This window comes from Nocardioides cynanchi, assembly GCF_008761635.1.
In the GTDB taxonomy this organism is placed as follows: Bacteria; Actinomycetota; Actinomycetes; order Propionibacteriales; family Nocardioidaceae; genus Nocardioides; species Nocardioides cynanchi.
This window is the reverse complement of record NZ_CP044344.1, coordinates 3,910,176-3,931,601: the sequence shown is the minus strand read 5'-3', so window position 1 is coordinate 3,931,601 and position 21,426 is coordinate 3,910,176. Positions and strand designations below refer to the sequence as shown.

Sequence of the window (21,426 nt, the reverse complement as noted above, 5' to 3'; positions counted from 1 at the left end):
TGCGCCGGCGCTGCGGAGATGACCCGAACGCGTCAGGACATTTGTCCTACAAGTGCCTGCGCGGGCCATCCGACGGGGCTACAGTTCTCCCAACATCGTGCATGGCCCGGGGGGGCCTCAGGGGGTTAGGCACATGACAGGCTCGACCATTTTCACCATCGGAACAGCGCTGCGGCGCGCCGAGTCCAACCACATGCCGGTCGAGGTCCTGGTCCAGGGCTTCTGGCTCAGCGGACTGGTGGCCGGCATCGACGGGCAGGGGCTCGTGCTGAGCACCCACACCGAGCACTCGGTGGTCCGCCTGGAGTCGATCACCGCGGTGCGCATCCCGGAGATCGTGCCCAACGCGCCGTCCGCGGAGTCGTTCGACCTCCAGCACGCGCAGCTGACCGAGCACGGCAGCGACGACGCCTGGGCGATGCCCGGGCCCCACAGCTGACCGGTCCCTCGGGTCCGGCTCAGCGCGGCGCCGTGCGCGCCGCGTAGGCGCTCGCCGCGCCGTAGACCGCCTGCACGTAGGCGTCGGAGTGGTTGTAGGACCTGACCGCGCCCGACCAGCCCGCGCCGGTGCTCAGGTCGCCGCCGGAGGCGCAGAGGTACCTCGCCGCCGACCAGGCGGCGTCGTCGAGATCCTGCGGGTCGGCGGTGCCGTCGCCGTCCCCGTCGGCACCCCAGCGCACCCACGTCGACGGCAGGAACTGCAGCGGCCCGAGCGCCCGCACCCAACGCCCGTCGGGCGTCCGGATCGCCGCCAGGTCGCCTCCGCCGTCCAGGGCCGGCCCGCGGATCGGCCGGTCGGAGCGGCCGTCGGCGCCGACCACGCGACCGCCGATGGTGCCCTGCTCGGACTCGACCCAGCCCAGCCCGGCCAGCGTGGTCCAGGCCAGGTGGCAGGCAGCGTCCTGGCGCGCCATCCGCAGGGTCGCGGTGCCGTAGGCCCGGACGGCCGGCCCGGGGATCCCGGAGGCGGCCGCGGTCACCGTGGCCCAGGTCGGGCTGACGGCGTACGACGGACCCGACGCGGTGCGCACCTGCGCCACGGGAGCCAGTGGCTCGGCCACGGCGATCGGTGGGGCCACGACGAGTCCTGCCGTCGAGGGCGGCCCGGGCCCGCCCGCCACGGCCGCCACCCAGGCCGAGACCGCCGTGACCAGGGTGCCGGCGACCGCGACGGCGACCGCGCGGGCCGCCCGCGGGCGCGGCCTGGAAGATGGTGACCTCACGACTCAGCCGAACCGGCCCTGGACGTAGTCGCGGGTGCGCTGGTCCTGGGGGTCGTTGAACATCGCCTGGGTGTCGCCGTGCTCGATGATCACTCCAGGAGTGTTGTGCGAGGCCAGGAAGAACGCCGTCTGGTCCGACACCCGCGCCGCCTGCTGCATGTTGTGGGTCACGATCACGATCGTCACCTCCTGGGCGAGGTACTTCATCGTCTCCTCGATCACCCGGGTCGAGGTCGGGTCGAGGGCCGAGCAGGGCTCGTCCATCAGCAGGACGCGCGGCTTGATCGCCATCGACCGGGCGATGCACAGCCGTTGCTGCTGACCGCCGGAGAGGCTGCCGCCAGGGGCGTCGAGACGGTCCTTCACCTCGTTCCAGAGGCCGCCGAGACGCAGGCAGTGCTCGACGAGCTCCTCCTTCGCAGAGCGGGAGGCCTTCGTGCCGGTCAGCTTGAGGCCGGCCAGGACGTTGTCGCGGATCGACATCGCGGGGAACGGGTTGGGCTTCTGGAAGACCATCCCGATCTCGCGACGGGCGTCGGTCAGCTTGCGGTCGGCGGCGTAGACGTCCTCACCGTCGATCAGCACCTCACCGGCGAGCTTGGCGCTCGGCACCAGCTCGTGCATCCGGTTCAGGGTGCGCAGGAAGGTCGACTTGCCGCAGCCGGAGGGGCCGATCAGGGCGGTGATCTCACCCGCGGCCATGGTCAGGGACACCCGGTCGAGCACCAGGTGGTCACCGAACCAGCAGCTGACGTCGCGGGCCTCGAGGGTGGCCAGGCCGGTCGGCTCGTCGGGGGTCGGCACCGCCGGCAGCAGCGCAGTCGTGTCTGCGTCGGTTCCGGCGGCACCGGTCGCGCCGCGGGGCTGCGTCCGGTCGGTCGTGGTCATGGTCATGGTCCCTCGGTCGGGTCGGTGGTGAGCGGGCGGTGGTGGGCCGGGGTCGAGCCCCGGCCCACCACCGGGTGTCACTTGGTGCGGGTGATGATGATCGTCGGGAAGGTCTTCGGGGCCTTGAAGCCGCCCGTCGCGACGTACTTCACGACGAGCTTGTTCGTGCCCTTCTTCAACGACGTGCCCTTGACCTTGATCGTCACCTTGCCGTGGACCAGCGTGCCAACCCCGACCTTCTTGGTGCCGCGCTTGATCACGATCTTGCCGGTGGGCTTCTTGGTGCCGGTCTTGGCCTTGACCGTGGCCGTCACCGAGGTGTGCCTGGTGGCATTGGCCAGGACCAGCGGCTTGGCGGTCGCCTTCACCTTGGTGGCCACCGCGGCCACCGGGATGTTGGCCGGGAACTCGGCGTAGCTCGACCCGAGGGCGGTGTGGCCACCCGCGGAGGAGTTGGCACCGAAGTTCGTCGGCAGGAACGCGACGTCCACCGTCTTGTGGCCCGCCACCGTCGCCGGCAGCGTCACCGTGGCGGTCCCGTCCGAGGCCAGGGCGACCGTCTTGTGGAACGACGCGGCCGGAGAGCCGCTCGGGGTGGACGGGTCGGCGACGACGACCTGGACCGTGCCGGTCGGCGTGCTGGCGTCCGTGCTCGCCACGGTGATGTGCAGCGCCCCTGCGAAGAACTGGCCACTCGTGGTGGTCACGGCACCCTCGTCCACCCCGTGTGAGGAGGTCTGGGTGATCGTGTCCACGGTGTTGTTGTTCTTCACCCCGCAGTTGCCGGTGCTCGAGCCGGCCTGGAGCGGCCAGAAGCCCGCCGTGGCGATGTCCGCCTGGGCGGTGGCGTTGGTGCACACGTAGCCGGTGCTGCTGAACAGGCCCTCGAGCAGGCCGCCGTCACTGCCGTAGAGGAACGGCGTGGTCACGGCGTCGGTGATCGCGGCGCCGCGGACGACGTGGTAGAGCTCGCGGTCTGCGGACCAGCCGCCCTCGATCCGGACGGTCTGCGAAGCCCCGTTGGCCAGCTGGGCACGGCCGTAGGAGAACGGCTCGATCGCGTTCTGGTCGGCGATCGTCACCGAGGGGTCGTGCTCCTCGACGTTGGCGGCTCCGAGGTTCCAGTTGGAGTCGTTGATCGCGTTACCCGGACCCTGCCAGACCTGTGAGGCAGCCGCGTGCGAGGTCGGGTCGTTGTCACTACCCGGAGCCTCGGTCGTGCCGTCCAGGGCCGCGAGGAACGACTCGAACGCGTTCAGGGTGCTCGAGCCGGCCTTGGGCAGATACGGATGGATCGCGGCGTTCTGGCCGCCGACCTGGTTCCAGTTGGTGTAGGTGCCGTTGTAGATCTTCAGCAGCTGCTGACCGGACAACGAGGCCGGAGCAGGACCACCCGGGTGGGTCACCACGACGATCTTGTCCACGGCGAAGGGGAGCGCGATCTCCCCGGCGTTCAGGTCGGTGGTGTTGAGCGGGCCTGACGACCGCCCGTAGGCGACGTCCATGAACAGCTTGTCGCTCGGATTGCGCAGCAGCGTACGACCGTCGCCGGACCCGCTGGGCAGCGCGCCACCGGCCGCGGCGGCGTCCACGACGCCCTCGTCCCGCTTGACCCCGGCCTTGGTGCCGGTGTGGTCGGCACCGCACGGGAAGCCGGACCCGTCGGGGTTGTCACCGAGGCCGGGTGCCCCGGCCGTGGTGTTGCCCAGGCAGGCGTCGAAGTTGGCCCAGTACGGCGTCTTGGTCACCTGAGCCGCGTTGAACGTGTTGTAGTCGCCGGAGAGGGCGTCGTCGACCCACTGGATCGTGTCGGACCCGACGCCGACGACGCTGGTGCCGGGGGTATAGCTGCCAGGCACGCTGTCCTGGCCGGGCACGGTGTCTGCGCTGGCCGGGGCCAGCGCGGTGAAGCCCAGGCCGGCGACGGCCAAGGCGGCCATTCCGAGCTTGGCGCTGATCTTGCGAGGCATCAGTTGCTCCCTGATCTCATGTGGTTTCACTCTCTCGATGCGGGTTACATCAAGTTCGGTAGGAGGCGCATGACCTGGTCGGTCACCGCCCAGGCGAGCGCGATCGCGACCGGCGCTGCCACCAGCCAGACCAACGCGTCTCGAAGGTGTCGCCGGGCCGCGCTCACCGCGACGACGAGGGCCGCCACCAAGGCCAGCAGGAGCACCAGCAGCGGCAGACCGCTGGTGTCGTGCTGCATGGGCAGCTCGGCGTTGCCGACCGCGGGGAAGACCGGCCCGGAGGGGTGGGCCTTCTTCACGTCGGCGTCGACGTAGACCACGCGGTGCGGGTGCAGCAGCGAGAGCGTCCCGCTGCTGTCGGCGGTCACCAGCACCAGCCGGGCCGGCGCCTTGCCGGTGGGCAGCGGCGGGATCGGGTCACCGGCCCGGCGTACGTCGGTGACGGTGTAGGTCACCGGCCCCTGGGCGCCGACCACGTCGATCGGTGCCCCGGGCTGCAGGTCCGCGATCTTCGCGAACGGCGCGCCGTACGTCGTCCGGCGTCCCATCACCACCGACGTCCCGGCGTTGCCGGGCAGGGGTGTCGAGCGGACGTGTCCGGGGCCGACGAGCAGGTCACCGGACGCGGTCCCGTCGACCACGACCAGGTCGTGGAGGCCGAGGTCGGGGATCGACATCAGGGCCACCGGGCTGCCCTCGGCGACCGGCTTGCCGTCGAAGTCCAGGGCACCGGTCGGCGCGGTCTCCGTCGCCAGCTGGGTGCGGTACTGGTTGTAGAGCAGGTGCTGGGCCCGGGACTCCCCGAGGCCGCTGAGCACCAGCATCTGCAGCAGCATCCAGAGCGAGACGATCACCAGGACCGTGCAGGCCGAGGAGACCAGGTAGAGAGTCTCGGCGGGCTCGCCGGCGCGGATCTGACGGGGCGGTCGCGACGAGGGCGGCGCGGGTCGCGCGGTCCCTGCCGGGGCCGGCACCAGGGTGGGGGTGCTCACCGCAGACCCTTGCGGGCCAGGGCGATCCGCCCACCGACGGCGCCGAGGGCGGCGAGGCCCAGCACCACCACGAGGCCGACCATCGCGCCACCGCCGGCACTCGGGCTGACCGCAGCGGTGGTGACGATCGCGGCGTCCGCCACTGTCGAGGTGCCGGGCGGCGTGCTCGGCCCGGGCGCGGGAGCCGTCGACGGTGCCGTGCCGGGCAGCGGTGCGGGTCCGGGCGCACCGGCGGGCGGAGGCGGCGGCCCGCCGCCTGGCGTCGAGGGCGTGCTCGGCGTCCCCGAGGGTCCGGTCGACGGCGGGGCCGGCGGCGTGGGCGGCGCCTTCTGCGCCGCGACCGCCGCGGCGACCAGCTGGGCCTGCTGGAAGAAGCCCTTGGTCACCCCGGCGTTCGTGATCGGCACGTAGCCCGCAGCCAGATGCCCGTTGCCGCGTCCCGGCCGCTGGCCCTCGGTGGAGGAGACCCGGATGAACTGCGCGACGTGAGCGGCCGTCTGCGCCGGAAGGCCGTAGGTCTTGGCAGCCGTGTAGACGACCATCGCGCCCGGATAGGCCTTCGTCGACGTCCGGATCCTCGACTGGCTCAGGTCGAAGGGGTGCAGCTTGCCGGTGGGCTCGGCCAGCGCCAGGGCGGCCGTGATGCCGGCGTCGTCGGCCGCGACGTAGTGTCCCGGCGCAGCCTGCAGCCGGGCCGTGGTCAGGCCGTACCGCTGGGCGTCACCCAGCGTCACCAGGCCGAGCATGAACCGGTTGCCGACGCCCTGCGGCGCCACCCGGCCCAGCTGGTAGGGGTCCTGGGTGGTGCCGGTGCCGGTGCAGCCGGTCCCCACGTTGGGCCAGTTGAAGAGCAGCGCCTGCGCGACCAGCTGCATGCTGGTCGTCGGGTTGGCGACCAGCGGCATGTAGGGCGGCATGCTGTGGCCCTGCGCCTTGAGGCAGGAGTTGGGCGCCGCCAGGAACTGCCAGGTGTCGAGCTGCGGCCACGAGTCCACCGGCAGGTCGATCCCCTTGTAGGCGGGGTTGACCCGCATCGTGTAGGGACCGTCCTGCTCGGGCTTGCCGGAGAGGAAGGCCATCGCTTTGGGGTCGGAGGCGATGTAGGACGTCAGCTCGGTCATCACCGACGAGCTGGTCGACGTCGACAGGAGGGTGGCGGCGGCCTCCGACCAGTGGGTGAGGTCCAGCCCGGGGTTGAGCCGGGAGAAGTCCGGGTCGAGGTTGAGCGACAGCGGGTTGTCCTGGAAGCCGGGATGGCTCGCGGCGACGGTCGTCGAGCCCGGGTAGGACTCGGTGAGGAGCTTGGCCAGCAGCAGCGCGTTCAGCTTGATCGAGGTCTGCTGTCCGGCGTTGCCGGGCTTGTCGATGTCGAAGGCGATCGCCCAGCCGGTGGCCGCGGTGGGCGCGTACCCGACGCCGGTGTCGTTCTGGCCACGCGACGAGACCTCCGCCGCTGCGGCCTGACCGCTCTGCATCAGGTCGAACGCCGCCTGGTCGGGGTAGATGTTGTCCTGCCAGTTGAAGCGGCTCTTGTTCAGGCAGTACGCCGGCAGCCACTGCGGGGCCGCCTGGTCGAGCAGCTCGGAGCCGTAGAACGGCACCGGCTTGCCCGCGGCCGCGACCGTGCACACGCTCGGCGGCGGGGAGAACCCGAGGGGCACCGGGACCCGGCGCTCCCAGTTCGACGCCGAGGCCCAGAAGGCGGGCGCCACGGCGTCCTGGGGCGCCTGCCCGGTGTTGACCTGGCCCGGCGGCAGCTCACCGGTCTGGTTGCACGGCGCAGCGACGTCGGGGTCGTCGCAGTTGATGCCGTCGATCGGGACGACCTCGAGGGTGCACGGCACGGTCGACGAGCAGCCGAGCGAGCGGTTCTCCAGGGCGGTACGGACCTCGAAGGGGAAGGTACCGGTGCCGTCGGCGTTGGTGAACGCGTAGACCTCGTTGGGGATGCTCACCGAGTTGACCGTGGCCTCGGGCGGCATCGCCTGGGACGAGCAGCCCGCGAAGAGCTTGCCGCCGGCCGCCCGGAACGGGGTGATGTCGTAGTCGAAGTTGGCGTTGACGTTGCAGTTCGCCGGGATGGCCGCCGGGTCGATGCCCTGGATGTGCTCGGCGCTGTCACCGTTGGACGCGTCGTGCTCCCAGATCCCCTGACCGGCGTCGGCGGAGTTGGTGCGCTGGAAGTAGGTGTTGGTCCAGCAGGTCTGCGGCGAGACGGCCTCGGCCCCCGAGGGGACCTGTCCTCCGGCGTAGCTCTTGGGGTCGACCCCGCGGCACTCCATCAGCACGACGGGGTACTCCTGCGGCAGGCCGGTCTCGCCGTACGGGTTGAGCGACCTGCCGCCGGTCACGTGCGCTCCGGACCAGCTCACGGTGATCCGCTCGTGGTCCTGCAGGTAGGTGTGCTTGTCCACCGAGACCCGGAAGCAGTTGCTGGTGCTGGTCGCACCGTTCGCGTCGAAGAAGGAGCGCTGGAGCTCCTCGGTGGCCGACCAGGTGTCGCCCTGCCCGGAGCCGCCGTACGACGTGGTGCAGCCCGCCGCCAGGGCCGACGATCCGGGGACGAGCGTCAGCAGCGCGGCTGCGAGGGCCGGCGCGACGGCGCTGCAGACGAGCCTGGCCCGCCGGTTCATCGCACACCCCGCTGGCGACGGGTCCAGGCGACGTAGAGACCGGGCAGCAGCACGATCGCGAGGAGCTCGAGGACGGCGGTCCAGCCCCAGATCGCGGTGTCGGACTGCCGCTGGGCGGCCAGCACGGTGGCGGTCGGGGTGGTGGTGGCGCCGGTCGCGCCCTCCGCCGTCGTCACCGTGCCGTCGGCGTTGGTGACCGGGGCCGTGCCCCCGTCCGGCGCTGCTCCGCCGTCCGGCGCGGTGCCGCCCGCCGCAGTCGCCGGGCCGGTGGTGCCGGTGGGGGTGCTCCCCGTGGGCGCCGAGGTCGGCGAGGTGCCGCCGCTCGGCGTGGAGCCGCCGTTCGTCCCCGGCGGCACGGTCGAGTCGCCACACGGCTGGCTGGTCGCCTTCTGGCAGGCCAGCGGCATCGGGGCGACCTGGGCCAGGTGGTTGGCCGCCAGGTTGCCCTTGACGAAGGTCGGGTTGTTGCAGCCCGCCAGGTTGGCCGACGGGTTCTTGATGTTCACGCCGGCGACGGCGCCGCCCTCCGCCTGGGGTCCGAGCTTCTCGACCTGGCCGAAGGCCGCTTTCACGAGGTTCAGCGGCAGCGGGGAGTAGCCGTACGGGCCGGCCAGGCTCTGCCCGGTGCACAGCGAGTAGCTGAGGAAGTCGGCCAGCGTCTGTCGCTTCGACACCGTCATCCGGGGGTCGGCCTTGGCGGCCGGGATGATCATGTAGGAGTACGACGAGAGCGGGTAGGTCCGCGCGTCCTTGTAGGTGTAGACGCCGTCGAGGTTCTGCGTCAGGTAGCTGTTGGCGGGGACGCCGTTCGGACTGCACGAGCCGTTGTTGGTGCAGCCAATGATCCGGGCCTGGGTCAGGGCGACCGCCACGTTGTACTGCGTGGGCTGCACGTAGTAGCCGGCCCGGTTCTCGACGTACACCACCGGGTAGTGGGCCTGGAGCGGGTAGGAGTACTCCGTGTAGCCGATCTCCCCCTCACCGCCGGAGCCCTTGATCGTGTTCATCACGCCGGCGTCCTGGGCCACCGCGATCTGGCTGCCCTGACGCGGGAAGATCGAGGTGAGGCCGGCCTTGCCACCGTTGAACGGCCGCCACAGGGCCGGGTACTGCTTGTCCATCCAGAGCGTGAACTGGGCAGTGGCGCCGGAGCCGTCCGAGCGGACGACCGGCTTGATCGTCTCCGACGGGAAGGCGTGGCCGCCGTTCTCCTTGGTGATCTGCGGGTCGGCCCAGTTCGTGATCTTGTTGGTGAAGATCTTGGTGATCGTCTCCCCCGACAGCCGGATGTTGTCGACGAGGTGGCCGCCCACCGTGAGGTGGTAGGTGAACGCCGTACCGCCGGCGACCACGGGGGCGTAGGCGTACGGGCGGCTGCTGGCATCGGTCTGCCCGGTCGTCGGGTCGACGCCCTGGTAGGGGATGTCGGAGTCGCCGAAGTCGGTGACCCCGTTCGCGAAGTCCTTGCGGCCCTGCGAGGAGCCGGACTGGTTGAAGGTGATCTGCATGCCGTAGGCGGACTGCACCTGCGCGATCCAGGGGGCGATGATCCCGTAGGCCCAGGTCGAGCCCGAGCCCTCGATCTCGGCGTACTCGGTCCCGGCGCCGGCGGGTGCGGCGACGAACAGGGTCACCAGGCCCAGGCCCAGGGCCACGGCGACGGAGCGGAGGACGGCGGGACGGAGCAGGCGGGTCTTCACGGGGATACCTCGGTCTCGGTGAGGGGGGCGGTCGAGGTCGCCGACCGGGCGCGACGTGGCACGCCGTCGAACGACGCACGGAGGCGCCGCCACACGGACGGCTTGGTGGAGGGCGGGCGGGCCAGGAGCCGGGCGATCACGAAGAGGATCAGGACCAGCATCAGCAGCACCGCCGCAGTGGCGTAACCGCGCACCACCGCCTGCGGCTCGGGCGCGATCACGCTGTTGTAGACCGAGAGCGGCAGGGAGCTCATCACGCCGTGCAGCGGCTGGGTGACCATGAACGTCGCGTAGCCGGAGGCGATCAGCACCGGCGAGGTCTCGCCGATGCCCCGGGCCACGGCCAGGATCAGCGCGGTCGCGAGACCGGGCCGTGCGGTCGGCAGGACGACGTGCCAGGTGGTCCGCCACCGGCTGGCGCCCAGCGCCAACGAGGCCTCCCGCAGGCTGCCGGGCACGACGCGCAGCACGACCTCGGAGGCACGGGCGATGATCGGCAGCATCATCACGCCGATGGCGAGCGCTCCGGCGAAGCCCGAGCGCGGCTCGTGCAGGATGATGATCCACAGCGAGTAGATGAAGAGGCCGGCCACGATAGACGGCAGCGCGGTCATCGCCTCGACGACGGTGCGGATCACCCGGGCCAGCCGGCCACCCACCTCGTTCACGTAGACCGCCGTCCCGATCCCCAGCGGCAGGGTGATCGCGATCGCGATGCCCAGCTCGATCAGCGTCCCGACGATGGAGTGCAGCACGCCGCCCTGGTTGTACGGCGCGTCCGGCAGTGTCGTGTGCATGGTCTGGGTGAAGAAGTTCCAGTGGTGCAGGGCCGGCCAGCCGCGCTTGAAGACGAAGACCAGGACCGACGCCAGAGTGCCGAAGACGATCACGGCGCCGGTGGTGACGACCCACTGCACGACCCGGTCGGCGACCGCGACCGGGTTGTCGAAGACGAACGTGCCGGCGGCGAGGAGGGTCACGTTGCACAGAGCGGCGACGACCACGAACCAGCCCAGGCCGCTGACCGGGAGCAGCCGCTCCACGATCACCCAGGACAGGCCGAGCGCGGCGAGGCGGGCGCCCCACGTCAGGAACCGGTTCTCCAGGGGCAGCGCGCCCAGCGAGGTGCGCGGGACCGCCGCCTCGTCGTCGTGGGGACGTTCCGGCAGGACGGTCCGCGGCGGAGCGGGGGTCTCGGTCACCTCGAGCAGCGCCGTCATGAGGTCTCGGTCCCGGAGCGGCTGCGGTTGACCACGATCGCGGCCAGCGTGTTGACGACCAGCGTGATCATGAACAGCACGAAGCCCGCGGTGAGCAGGGCCTTGAGCTGGATGCCGGTGGCCTCACCGAACTGGGCCGCGATCGTCGAGGACACCGTCGCGGTGCCGGTCTCGAGGACGTTGGGCTTGATCTCGAAGACCTGGTTGATGATCAGCAGGACCGCGATCGTCTCGCCCAGCGCCCGGCCCAGGCCGAGCATGGTGCCGCCGATGATCCCGCCCTTGCCGAATGGCAGGACGACGGCGCGGATCATGCCCCACTTGGTGGAGCCGAGCGCCAGCGCGGCCTCCTTCTCGCCCGGAGGGGTCTGGCTGAAGACCTGGCGCATGATCGCGCAGGCCATCGGGAGCACCATCATCGCCACCGCGATGCCGGCGATGAAGGCGCTCTTCTGGAACGACGACTGCTCCGCGGCGATGTTCGCGGCGTTCGGGTCGGCGTTCACGGTCAGGCAGACCGGGACCAGGGCCACGGCGGCGGCCAGGGCGACGTACAACGGGACCTGGGCCCAGCGGGCCTTGACCTGGGCCGCCCAGCGCAGCACGAGCCAGATCGCCGCACTGGTGGACATCAGCACCAGCAACCCCGTCAGCGCGTCGCCGTGCACGGCCAACGGCCCGACGTGGCGGTCGACGAACATCGCCACCGTCCCGGCGTGCGGCTGGATCAGGTCGCGACCCCAGAGCCCGTAGACGATCGACGGGACCGCGGCCATGAGGTCGACGCCGGCGACCAGCGTCGCCTGGATCCGGGGCGGCGCGTACTCGCTGATGTACAGGGCGGTCGCCAGCGCGAGCGGGAAGGCGATCGAGATCGCGATCAGGGCGACCTCGATGGTGCCGACCAGCAGGGAGGCGACGCTGACCTGGTCGGTGTCGAAGTTCCAGCCCTGGTGGACGCTGAAGAAGCCCAGCCCGTAGTGGCGCAGCGTGGGCACCGACTGCAGCGCCAGGAAGACGCCGATGCCTCCGGTGATGACGAGGACGGAGGTGCCGATCGCGCGGAAGCCACCGACGAAGACCGCGTCGCCGCCGGTCGCCTTCCGGGACACCTTGCGCGGCGTCGTCGGACCGTCCGCCGGCCGGGTCGGTGCCGGGAGGACCGTCATGAGAGCACCCCGCGGAGGCGGCGGAGGGACCGGCTGGGCCCGGAGACGGTGGACTCGGGGCCCAGCCGGAGTGACGTGCGCCCGGCCCGGGGGAGCTCGGCGCTGAAGCGGAGGAGGACGAGGCTCACCAGGAGGAGGAGTCCGATCACGCGCAGCAGGTGCGTGACCAACGTCCCGACGACCACGGTCCTGGACGAGATCCGTCGCGGCAGTCGTCTCCGGTCCGAGGAGGTCTGCGCAGGAGTGCTGATCACGAAGGCATGGCTCTCGTTGCCGGCCGGCCCCACCGTGGGCCGCACGAGAGGAGCGTGGAAGGCCTACCCCAACGGGATGGTCGACTCAGATGAACGAGATGCGAACAACCCGACGTTGTTGAGCGAATCCCCAAGCCCTGCTGGGGTTCCTAGTCATGCAGGGCCACGGGAGGGCCGGCAGATCACGTCTGTTCTCCACCGTGAGTACGCCTGATGTTCATGTCCGGCTGCCACGCTCACCCGCATGTCCGGCGGTCGTGGTTGGCAGGGGTGGTGACCGTCCGTGGGTGACTGGATGGTCGCGTCCGACCGCATCTCACGACTGGTCCTGCCCGCTGCCTACCGCGCCGGCAGCCACATCTCGCGGGGCGCCCAGCGGGTGCCGGAGAAGTGGGGCCACGCCGTCGAGAGCGGCACGGAGCGCACCCTGTGCGGCAAGCCGGTGCGTGGGCTGTTCCGCTTCGACGCCCTGCTCTTCGAGCATCTCGGCCACCACCTGCGCTGCCGCGCCTGCGACGAGGCCGCGGGCCACCCGCACGCGACTCCGGTCTCAGGCATCCGCCGTCAGCCGGGCGGCAGCGGCAGCGACCCGCTCGTCGGTGGCGGTGAGGGCGACCCGGACGTGACGGCCGCCGGCCGGGCCGTAGAACGAACCCGGGGCGACGAGGATGCCGAGCTCGGCCAGGTCGGCGACGGTCTCCCAGCAGTCCTGGTCACGGGTCGCCCAGAGGTACAGCGAGGCCTCGGAGTGGTCGATCCGGAAGCCTGAGCCCTCCAGCGCGCTGCGCAACGTCGTACGACGTGACGCGTAGCGGGCGTGCTGCTCGACGGCGTGGTCGTCGTCGGAGAGCGCAGCGGCCATCGCCACCTGCTGCGGACCGGGCTGCATCAGCCCGAGGTTCTTGCGCACGGCGAGCAGCTCGGCGACGACCGTCGGGTCTCCGGCCACGAAGCCGCAGCGGTAGCCGGCCAGGTTGGATCGCTTGGAGAGCGAGTGGACGGCCAGGATCCCCTCGTGGGACCCGCCGCACACGTCGGGGTGCAGCACCGAGACCGGCGCGGCCTCCCACGCGCACTCGAGGTAGCACTCGTCGCTGACCAGCAGCGTGCCGCGCTCGCGGCACCAGTCCACGACCTTCCGCAGGTGGGCCACCGGTAGCACCCGGCCGGTCGGGTTGGACGGCGAGTTCAGCCAGAGCAGGGAGACGCGCTCGGGTCCGAGGGTGGTCAGTGCGTCGGTGGCCAGGGCCCGGGCGCCGGCCAGGGCGGCGCCGACGGCGTAGGTCGGGTAGGCCAGCTCGGGGAACACGACGAGGTCGCCCTCACCCAGTCCGAGGTGGGTCGGCAGGGTGGCGATCAGCTCCTTGGTGCCGATCACCGGGAGCACGCCGTCGACGTCGAGCCCGGTGACGCCGTGGCGGCGGCCGAGCCAGTCGACGGCCGCCTGCCGGGTCGCGGTCAGACCGATCGTCTGCGGGTAGCCCGGGGAGTCGGAGGCACCCTCCAGGGCACGTCGTACGACGTCGGGCGTGGGGTCGACCGGGGTGCCGACCGACAGGTCGACGATGCCGTCAGGGTGTGCGCGCGCCCGCGCGGCGGACGACGTCAGCTGGTCCCAGGGGAAGTCGGGCAGGCGCTGCGACACGGGTCTCCGGGAATGGTCTCGACTCCGCGCGACCATCGACGGAGCGTCGGTCACTCGTCGTGCTCTTGCGGCGGGAGCGCCGCGACCAGGGCGTGGTCGTGGTCGATCTCGCCGAGCTTGGCGGCGCCGCCGGGCGAGCCGAGGTCGTCGAAGAAGTGGACGTTGGCGTCGTAGTAGCCCTTCCACTCCTCCGGGGTGTCGTCCTCGTAGAAGATGGCCTCGACCGGGCACACGGGCTCACAGGCACCGCAGTCGACGCACTCGTCGGGGTGGATGTAGAGCATCCGCTTGCCCTCGTAGATGCAGTCGACGGGACACTCGTCGACACAGGCGCGGTCCTTCAGATCGACACACGGCTGGGCGATGACGTAGGTCACCTGGTCCTCCTGACGAGACGAGCGGTCGGTTGCTGCGCCAGCCTAGTATCCCCTCGTGCCAGCGCCCGGAACCGCCCACGGCCTGGGCCCCCATGTCGTGGGCCAGCGGGTCGTCGTACGCCGGCGGCTGCCCGGACAGACCGGTCCCTCGGGTGGCCCGGCGATGACCGACGTCCTGGGCCTGTGCACGGCGTGGGCGGACGGCTCCTGCGTGGTGCGGCCCGAGAGCGGCCCGGAGGTCACGATTGCCTGGGCCGACATCGTCAGCGGCAAGCCGGTGCCGCCTCGCGCGTCGGTGCGGCAACGAGTTCCGGCCCGTGACGCCGAGGGTCACTCGCTCCCGATGTGGCCCCACGTCGAGCGGTCGGCCCTGGGCGAGTGGGAGCTGCGTTCCGACCCGGCTCCGGTGGGACGGCTGCTCAAGCGGGCCAACTCCTGCCTGGCGATCGGGGAGCCGGGGTTGCCGCTCGCCGAGGCCGCCGAGCAGGTGCGTGCCTTCTACACCGCTCGCGGCCGCGACTCCCTGGTGCAGGTCGAGCTGGGCTCCCCGACCGAGCACGATCTGGCGGACCTCGGGTGGCGGCCGGTGCCCGGGGGCGATGCGCACTTCCTGGTCTCGTCGCTGGCGATGGCGATCCGGTCCGCCCGGGGGGACGGAGACGTCGAGCTGGTCGAGGACGGCCCACGAGCTCACGTCGTACGACGCGTGGCGGGCGTCGAGGTCGGGTCGGGCCGGGCCGCGCTGGACGGGGACTGGCTCGGCCTGTACAGCCTGGTCGTCGAGCCCGGGCACCGGCGCCAGGGCCATGCCGGTGCCCTGGTCGCCGAGCTGCTCGAGTGGGGCGCCGAGCGGGGCGCCACCACGGTCTGGCTGCACGTCGAGACCGACAACCAGGCAGCGCTGGCGCTGTACGGCGGCCTGGGGTTCCGCGTGCACCACACCTGTCGCTACCTGGCGCCCTGACCGTCGGGAGACGAGCCCCCGCTGGTCGAGACGCTCCGGCGGTCAGCTCGTGACCAGCTCGACGAGCCCGGCCACGAGGCCGAGCAGGGCGCACGCCCCGAGGGTGCGCAGCACCGACCACCTGGCTCGGAAGAGCAGCACCGCGGCCAGCGCCGCGACGGCGACGGCGAGCGGCTTGAGCGTGCCCACGCTGGGCACCTGGAGGCTGACCGGCCCCCAGGACACGGTGCTGACCTCGCGGAACAGCGTGTGCACAGCGAAGTAGATCGCCAGGTTGGCGATCACGCCCACGACGGCGGCCATGATGCCGGTCAGCGCGGCCGACAGCGCCCGGTTGCCGCGGAGGCGCTCGACGTAGGGGGCGCCGACGAAGACGAACACGAAGCAGGGCACGAAGGTGACCCACGTCGTGAGCAGGGCCGCGAGGACGGCAGCCACCCACGGGTCGAGGCTCCCGGGGTGCTGGTAGGCGCCGACGAACGCCACGAACTGGACGACCATGATCAGCGGCCCCGGGGTCGTCTCGGCCAGGGCCAGTCCGGTGATCATCTGGCCGGGGGCGAGCCAGCCGTAGACCTGCACGGCCTGCTGCGCGACGTACGCCAGGACCGCGTAGGCGCCCCCGAAGGTGACCAGCGCGGCCCCGGTGAAGAAGAGCGCCTGGTCGGCGAAGATGCTGTGGCGCCCTGTCACCGCGACCACGACTCCCACCGGGACGGCCCAGGCGATGAGGCCTACACCGACCACCGTGAGCGCGTGGGCCCGGCTGGGACGCTCGGTGTGCAGCGCGTCGTCCGGGATCAACGGCGCCGAGCCGTCGGGCGCGGCAGCTTCGGGCGCCTCCCGGTGCATGGTTGCGGGTGCCCAACGACCCAGAGCCCAGCCGACGACGGCGGCCGTGCCGACGACCACCGGGAACGGCGTCGCGAAGGCCGCCAGGGCGACGAACGCGGCCACGGCGAGCGCGACGAGGGCGGGATGCCCCAGGGCTCGACCACCCACGCGGACGACGGCCTGGGCGACGATCAGCAGCACGGCCGGCGCGATCGCGGCGAGCACGGCGGTGACGATGGTGGTGTCCCCCGCGCTCACGTACAGCGCAGACAGCCCGAGCAGCGCCACCACGCCCGGGAGCACGAACAGCACTCCGGCGATCAGGCCACCGGCCACCCCGTTGAGCAGCCAGCCGACGTAGATCGCGAGCTGCTGGGCCTCCGGCCCGGGCAGCAGCGTGCAGAAGGACAGCGCGTGGAGGAACCGCTTCTGGCCGATCCACCGCTTCTCGTCCACGAGCGCGCGCTGCATGACCGCGATCTGCCCGGCCGGGCCGCCGAAGGTCTGCAAGGAGATCGCGAACCACGCTCGGGTCGCCTCACCGAGCGGGACCACCCCGGTCCTCGGTGAGCCACCGCCGCTCGGGTGGTCGGTCTGCTCCGGGGGGCTGGTCACGGGCACTTCCTTCCACACCCGTGACGGGAGTGCAAGCGCCGGCGTGGGTGAGTTACGACGGTGCGCGCGGCCGGTGCCGTCAGACGAGGACGCCCCGGCGGCGCGCCCCGGCGTTGGCCAGCTCACGGGCGGTGAGCAGCTCGTCGAGCCGGTGGTGGACGGTGGCGTACTCATCCGGCCCGCTCGCGGCGTCGACGCGTGCGGCGATCGCGCGCAGGGTGGCCTCGATGGCGGCGACGTCGTCGGGAATGCGACGCGTGATCAACAGCGCCAAGGCCTGGTGCCTGGTCATGTCATCCCTCCCCACCTCTTTACTTACCCAGTTGGCACGAGACCAATCCCCCACGGGTTCAGTCGCGCTGCCGCCGGTCGACGAACCGGTCCGCCAGCGCGGTGAGCCGGGTCCAGAACACCCGCTGGAAGGCCAGCACCAGCGCCCCGGCGGCGACCATGCCCACGATGTTGATCAGGAGCTGCTCCGACGAGCCGACGATCTCGCCGCCCTGCCAGAAGGCCAGGCCGAGCGCGAGGTTCCCGGCAGCGGGGATCGTGGTCACCGAGATGAAGACGCCGACCATGGTCGAGGTCTTGTGGATGGCCAGGGCCAACGCGCCTGCGGCGCCTGCGACCAGCGCGACGATGAACGACCACATGTCCGGGTGCCAGATGAAGTCGGTCTGGGGCCGGGGCGCGGTCACCATGTCGACCGTGATCGCGCCGGTGGCGCGGCCGACCAGCGAGAGGGCCGCGACGACGACGACCGCCACCGCGAAGCCGAGCACGAGCAGCCGCAGGCTCCGCACCACCAGCGCCCAGCGCCCGAAGACCAGCCCCACGCTGGCAGCGCCGATCATGCTGAACTCCGGGCCGACGACCATGGCCCCGACCACGAGGATCGAGGAGTCCAGGATCACCGCGATCGCAGCCAGGATGACGGCCAGGATCAGGAAGGCCGTCGCCGACAGCGTGGGCCGCGCCCCCGCCTGGGCCTCGGCCAGCACCGACTCCCAGATCACGGCATCGTCCGGGTCACCCGGCGCCGCCCGCTCCAGCCGCTCGGCCGCCGCGAACGGCGTACCCGTGGGAGTCGTGAGAACGACACCCCCTCGCTCGCACGCACCGATCCGGTGGAGCTCCTCGAGCACCTCGTTGACTCGCTCCCGGGCCACGTCGGCCTCGACCAGGTCCCCCTCGGGCTCGACGCAGACACCACGCTGGACGGTGACGTTGGTGCTCCACTCGTGACGCCGGACCAGCTCGACCACCGGGTCGGTCAGGTCCGACGGCAGCGTCAGGCGCAGGTGGATCAGCACGACCTCAATCTAGGCAGCGCCGGGATCGAGTTGGCGTTGGCCGAGCCGCTTCCGTACGATTTCCTCGGCACGCGCGGGGCCTGACACACCCCCTCCGATCCGGGAGCGCAGCGCGAGCCCGTGCGAGCGACGTACAGCGCCCTCGACCTCACGGTCGGGGACTGAGGCCGGGGTCCGACCCGGCGAAGGTGTGGTGGCACCGCGACCTTGCCCCCGCCCACACCTCCAGGGCCTGTTCCGGCTGGAGGTCTGATGAAACGCACACTCGCCCACGCACTGCCCGAGGCGACCCCGGGCTCCCGGGTCCTGCTCCAGGGCTGGGTCCACCGTCGCCGGGAGCTCTCGGCCGTCACCTTCCTCGTGGTCCGTGACCGCACCGGCCTCGCGCAGGTCGTGGTCCGACCCGGAGGCGCCGACGTGCCGTCGGAGGAGACCACGATCTCGGTCGTGGGTACGGCGACCGCCAACCCGCAGGCGCCGGGCGGGATCGAGCTCACCGAGCCCGAGATCACCCTGCTTGGGGAGCCGGCCGACACCCCGGCGGTGGAGCTGTGGCGCCCGACCCTGAACACCGGGCTCCCCACGCTGCTCGACCACGCCGCCACGACGTGGCGGCATCCGGCGCGCAAGGCCACCTGGGAGCTCGCCGCCGCCAGCCTGCGCGGCTTCCGCGACACCCTCGACGCCGACGGCTTCACCGAGGTCCACTCCCCCAAGCTCGTGGAGACCGCGACCGAGAGCGGCGCCAACGTCTTCACCGTCGACTACTTCGGGCGGCCCGCCTATCTCGCGCAGAGCCCGCAGTTCTACAAGCAGCAGCTGGTCGGCGTCTTCGAGCGGGTCTACGAGGTCGGCCCGGTCTTCCGCGCCGAGCCGCACGACACGGTGCGCCACCTCGCGGAGTACGTCTCGCTCGACGTGGAGCTCGGCTTCATCGAGGACCACCGCGAGGTGATCGCCTGCCTGCGCGACACGGTCGCCGGGATGGTCGACGGCATCCGCCGGCACGCCGCCCCGGCCGTGGAGCGGCTGGACCTTCGGCTGCCCGACGTGCCCGACGAGCTCCCGGTCCTGCACTTCCGGGAGGCGCTCGCGATCGCCGGTGCCCCGGCCGACGAGCCCGACCTGAACCCCGCCCACGAGCGCGCGCTCGGCGAGTGGGCCCTGGCCGAGCACGGCTCGGACTTCGTGGTCGTCGAGGGCTACCCCACGGCCAACCGGGCGTTCTACAGCCATCCCGACCCGGCTGACCCGCACTGGTCGCGCGCCTTCGACCTGATCTTCCGCGGTATCGAGCTGGTCAGCGGCGCGCAGCGGCTGCACCGGTACTCCGACTACGTCGCCGCGCTGGAGCAGCGCGGCTACCCCTACGAGCCCTACGCGTCGTACGTCGAGGCCTTCCGCCGCGGCATCCCGCCGCACGGCGGCTTCGCGATCGGGCTGGAGCGCTGGGTGGGCCGCCTGGTCGAGGCGACCAACATCCGGGAGGTCACGTTGTTCCCCCGCGACCTGCACCGGCTGGCGCCGTAACCGACCACGACGCAGGATGGGGCATGGCCACCTACACCGTGAACCAGGCCGCCGTCCGTCGTTGTCGTGAGCTGATCGAGGCCAGGCAGTACGTCCTCGACAGCAACTGGGGCGACGTCCAGCCTGGTGCCGAGGAGCAGAACGCCTTTCTCGGGCGTCACGACTGGACCGACTACGCAGCCTGGCACCTGGGGCTCACCGAGGGAGCCGCCGACGGCACCAAGGCGCGGTGCGCCTTCGTGTACGGCGACTTCCGGCGCGTGCACCGGACCGCGCTGATCGCGTGCCGCTACCGGGCGACCGAGTGGCGGCACAAGGAGGTCGAGCTCGCCGCGCACGAGCTGATCCAGCTGATCGACAGCACCTCGGCCTGAGCCGGCCACGGGCTGGGACCGGTCAACCGTGCCGGCCCTTGCACACCACGGCGGCGACGGGCACGTAGTGCACCGCGTAGGACCCGCGGTGGTCCACGGTGCTGCTGCCCGGTCGGGCGAAGGTGCGGGTGACGTCGGTGTCGAAGCCGTCGCGGCCGGCTCGCGCCCGGCAGCCGCTCCCGTGCCGGACGATCCGGCCCGCGGGCACCACGGCGGTCGGCGCCGCATGGCTGGAGACCACGTCCCAAGTCGGGGTTGACCACAGCGACACCGTCAGGGAGCCCCCGTGCCGCGCGCTGGGTGATGCCACCGCCACCGAGACCAGCACGCCGTACGACGTGTCGTCGGTGAACGCGACGTCCTGCCCGTCCGCCACCGAGGCGTCGCGCCCGACCGGGTAGTCGCCGGTGTAGGACAGCAGGTTGGCGTGGGACCCGATCTGCAGGCCACCGAGCCACGCCGCGTTGAACAGCCCGGTGGCCAGTGAGGTGCCGGCGGCATCCCCGGGCACGCCCCCGCCGAGCCGCGCGCGCAGCGAGAACGACCGCCCCGGGCGCAGCACCGTCTGGTCGAGCCGCGCCGCCGCAGCCGCGAGGTCGGCCGACGGGTGCCCGCGTCGCAGGTGGACCGAGAACGTCGAGATCTGGTGCCGGATCCCCAGCCGACGGGCATCGGCCGCGGTGAACTTCGCGGGCGCCACGCTCGCCGCCACCCGGGCGACCCGCTGCGGCGAGGCGATCGCGCGCAGCAGGGCGTGCCCCACGGCCGGCGGCGTGAAGGTGACACCCGGCCGGCCGGGTACGACGTGCGGGCGACCGTTCACCAGGGTCACGGTCGCGTCGACCGGGGTGTCGACCGGCCCGCTCTGCCGCAGCCGGGCGTGCACGGTCCGGGCCAGGCTGCCGGCGTGGACCGTCGGCCGGAGGTGGTGACCCTCGGTCACCGAGCCGAGGAACCGGCAGTACGACGAGGGCTGGAGCCTCAGCGTCGTGGTGCCGAACCGGAGCTGCACGGGTCCGGACACGGCCGGGTTGGCGAAGCGCCGTACGAACTGGTGCAGGGCGTTGCTGTCGATCGCCGGCGTCGTCGGGGTCATCGGCAGGGCCACCTCGGGCCGCTCGGTGAGGAAGGCGTTCCAGAACGCCCCGGCCGCGGCCTTCGGGTCGATGCTCAGGCCGGCCCGCGGGGCGACCACCGAGAAGCCGTCCTTGCCGAACCGCACCCGGGCGTCCGCCGGCGGCCGGCCGTCGGTCTCGTCGAGGCGCGTGAGCAGCTCCTGGAGCGTCTGCTGGTCGAGGTTCACCACCGGGTCGAACTCCCCACCCGAGGTGTAATAGGTCCACAGCCGCGACGGCGACCAGCCGCGCCCTCCGGTCGCCTGCCGCACCGAGGCCACGTAGTCCACCGACAGGCCGGCCTCACGGGGCCGCACCTGCTGGGTCCGACCCCCGATCGTGACCGTGAACGGCGTGCGCGCGCGGCCGTGCAGGCCCTCCCGCAGCACGTCGACGGCGGTGCCGGGACTGTGGCCACCGACGTCGACTCCACCGATCCGGGTGCCCACCGGGACCTTGTCGCTCGCGCCGAGGTAGGCGACGACGTAGAGCCCGCCGGCCAACATGGCCAGGCCCAGGATCAGGAGGAGGACGACCCGGCCGCCCTCGCTCTCGCGGACCGGCCGGTCGTCTCGCCGGGTCGAGCGCGCCACGCCCAGCATGGTAGGGC

General features: G+C 72.0%; 19 protein-coding genes. 4 read left to right on the top strand and 15 right to left on the bottom strand.

Features of this window, described 5'->3' with window-relative positions; translation table 11 throughout:
- The first annotated feature begins 133 nt into the window (after window positions 1-133).
- Window positions 134-439, top strand: a complete 306-nt coding sequence (locus E3N83_RS19035; RefSeq protein ID WP_151084686.1) for a hypothetical protein — start codon at window positions 134-136, stop codon at window positions 437-439.
- A 19-nt stretch (window positions 440-458) separates the two neighbouring features.
- On the opposite strand, the gene E3N83_RS20130 is transcribed toward E3N83_RS19035, so the two are convergent.
- From E3N83_RS20130 to fdxA, 11 genes are all read right to left on the bottom strand, one after another.
- The gene (locus E3N83_RS20130; protein ID WP_238342984.1) at window positions 459-1,223 is read right to left on the bottom strand and encodes a lytic transglycosylase domain-containing protein; all 765 of its coding nucleotides are present in this window, start codon (window positions 1,221-1,223) and stop codon (window positions 459-461) included.
- A gap of 3 nt (window positions 1,224-1,226) precedes the next feature.
- Window positions 1,227-2,111 carry a phosphate ABC transporter ATP-binding protein gene (locus tag E3N83_RS19025; protein WP_202879280.1) on the bottom strand — a complete coding sequence of 295 codons (885 nt, stop codon included), beginning with the start codon at window positions 2,109-2,111 and terminating at the stop codon, window positions 1,227-1,229.
- Window positions 2,112-2,188: 77 nt separating this feature from the next.
- On the bottom strand, window positions 2,189-4,081 hold the full coding sequence (locus E3N83_RS19020; RefSeq protein ID WP_151084684.1) for a substrate-binding domain-containing protein: 1,893 nt from the start codon (window positions 4,079-4,081) through the stop codon (window positions 2,189-2,191).
- A gap of 44 nt (window positions 4,082-4,125) precedes the next feature.
- Entirely contained in the window at window positions 4,126-5,073 is a 948-nt protein-coding gene (locus tag E3N83_RS19015) for a class E sortase (RefSeq protein WP_151084683.1), read from the bottom strand.
- Window positions 5,070-7,706 carry a hypothetical protein gene (locus tag E3N83_RS19010; RefSeq protein ID WP_151084682.1) on the bottom strand — a complete coding sequence of 879 codons (2,637 nt, stop codon included), beginning with the start codon at window positions 7,704-7,706 and terminating at the stop codon, window positions 5,070-5,072. Before E3N83_RS19010 ends, E3N83_RS19015 begins: the two co-directional genes overlap by 4 nt.
- On the bottom strand, window positions 7,703-9,406 hold the full coding sequence (locus E3N83_RS19005; RefSeq protein ID WP_238342983.1) for a substrate-binding domain-containing protein: 1,704 nt from the start codon (window positions 9,404-9,406) through the stop codon (window positions 7,703-7,705). The genes E3N83_RS19010 and E3N83_RS19005 overlap by 4 nt, the downstream gene beginning before the upstream one ends.
- Complete coding sequence (gene pstA, locus E3N83_RS19000) at window positions 9,403-10,626, bottom strand: phosphate ABC transporter permease PstA (protein WP_151084681.1); 1,224 nt, start codon at window positions 10,624-10,626, stop codon at window positions 9,403-9,405. Before pstA ends, E3N83_RS19005 begins: the two co-directional genes overlap by 4 nt.
- Window positions 10,623-11,795: a PstC family ABC transporter permease gene (locus tag E3N83_RS18995; protein WP_238342982.1), complete on the bottom strand. Its 1,173-nt coding sequence runs from the start codon at window positions 11,793-11,795 to the stop codon at window positions 10,623-10,625. The genes pstA and E3N83_RS18995 overlap by 4 nt, the downstream gene beginning before the upstream one ends.
- Window positions 11,792-12,094, bottom strand: a complete 303-nt coding sequence (locus E3N83_RS18990; protein WP_151084680.1) for a hypothetical protein — start codon at window positions 12,092-12,094, stop codon at window positions 11,792-11,794. Before E3N83_RS18990 ends, E3N83_RS18995 begins: the two co-directional genes overlap by 4 nt.
- A 505-nt stretch (window positions 12,095-12,599) precedes the next feature.
- Window positions 12,600-13,730, bottom strand: coding sequence for a succinyldiaminopimelate transaminase (dapC, locus tag E3N83_RS18985; RefSeq protein WP_151085481.1), 1,131 nt, complete (start codon window positions 13,728-13,730; stop codon window positions 12,600-12,602).
- Between the two features lie 14 nt (window positions 13,731-13,744).
- The gene (gene fdxA, locus E3N83_RS18980; RefSeq protein ID WP_151084679.1) at window positions 13,745-14,071 is read right to left on the bottom strand and encodes a ferredoxin; all 327 of its coding nucleotides are present in this window, start codon (window positions 14,069-14,071) and stop codon (window positions 13,745-13,747) included.
- Between the two features lie 55 nt (window positions 14,072-14,126).
- On the opposite strand from fdxA, the gene E3N83_RS18975 reads away from it, so the two are divergent.
- Window positions 14,127-15,035 carry a GNAT family N-acetyltransferase gene (locus tag E3N83_RS18975; protein ID WP_151084678.1) on the top strand — a complete coding sequence of 303 codons (909 nt, stop codon included), beginning with the start codon at window positions 14,127-14,129 and terminating at the stop codon, window positions 15,033-15,035.
- Window positions 15,036-15,077: 42 nt separating this feature from the next.
- Here the strand turns inward: E3N83_RS18975 and chrA are convergent, their stop codons facing one another.
- The 3 genes from chrA to E3N83_RS18960 form a co-directional block, all read right to left on the bottom strand.
- Window positions 15,078-16,484 (bottom strand): chromate efflux transporter, encoded by a 1,407-nt coding sequence (gene chrA, locus E3N83_RS18970; protein WP_238342981.1) that lies wholly within the window; start codon window positions 16,482-16,484, stop codon window positions 15,078-15,080.
- Between the two features lie 79 nt (window positions 16,485-16,563).
- Window positions 16,564-16,776, bottom strand: a complete 213-nt coding sequence (locus E3N83_RS18965) for a hypothetical protein (protein WP_151084676.1) — start codon at window positions 16,774-16,776, stop codon at window positions 16,564-16,566.
- Between the two features lie 58 nt (window positions 16,777-16,834).
- Window positions 16,835-17,797, bottom strand: a complete 963-nt coding sequence (locus E3N83_RS18960; RefSeq protein WP_151084675.1) for a DUF389 domain-containing protein — start codon at window positions 17,795-17,797, stop codon at window positions 16,835-16,837.
- A 252-nt stretch (window positions 17,798-18,049) separates the two neighbouring features.
- Here E3N83_RS18960 and aspS point away from each other — a divergent pair, with 252 nt between their 5' ends.
- Together aspS and E3N83_RS18950 are read left to right on the top strand one after the other, a co-directional pair.
- A complete protein-coding gene (gene aspS, locus E3N83_RS18955) occupies window positions 18,050-19,327 on the top strand; it encodes an aspartate--tRNA(Asn) ligase (protein ID WP_151084674.1) in 1,278 nt (425 codons plus the stop codon).
- A gap of 23 nt (window positions 19,328-19,350) precedes the next feature.
- A complete protein-coding gene (locus E3N83_RS18950) occupies window positions 19,351-19,701 on the top strand; it encodes a hypothetical protein (RefSeq protein WP_151084673.1) in 351 nt (116 codons plus the stop codon).
- Window positions 19,702-19,723: 22 nt separating this feature from the next.
- On the opposite strand, the gene E3N83_RS18945 is transcribed toward E3N83_RS18950, so the two are convergent.
- Complete coding sequence (locus E3N83_RS18945; RefSeq protein WP_191907873.1) at window positions 19,724-21,409, bottom strand: VanW family protein; 1,686 nt, start codon at window positions 21,407-21,409, stop codon at window positions 19,724-19,726.
- Window positions 21,410-21,426: the final 17 nt, after the last annotated feature.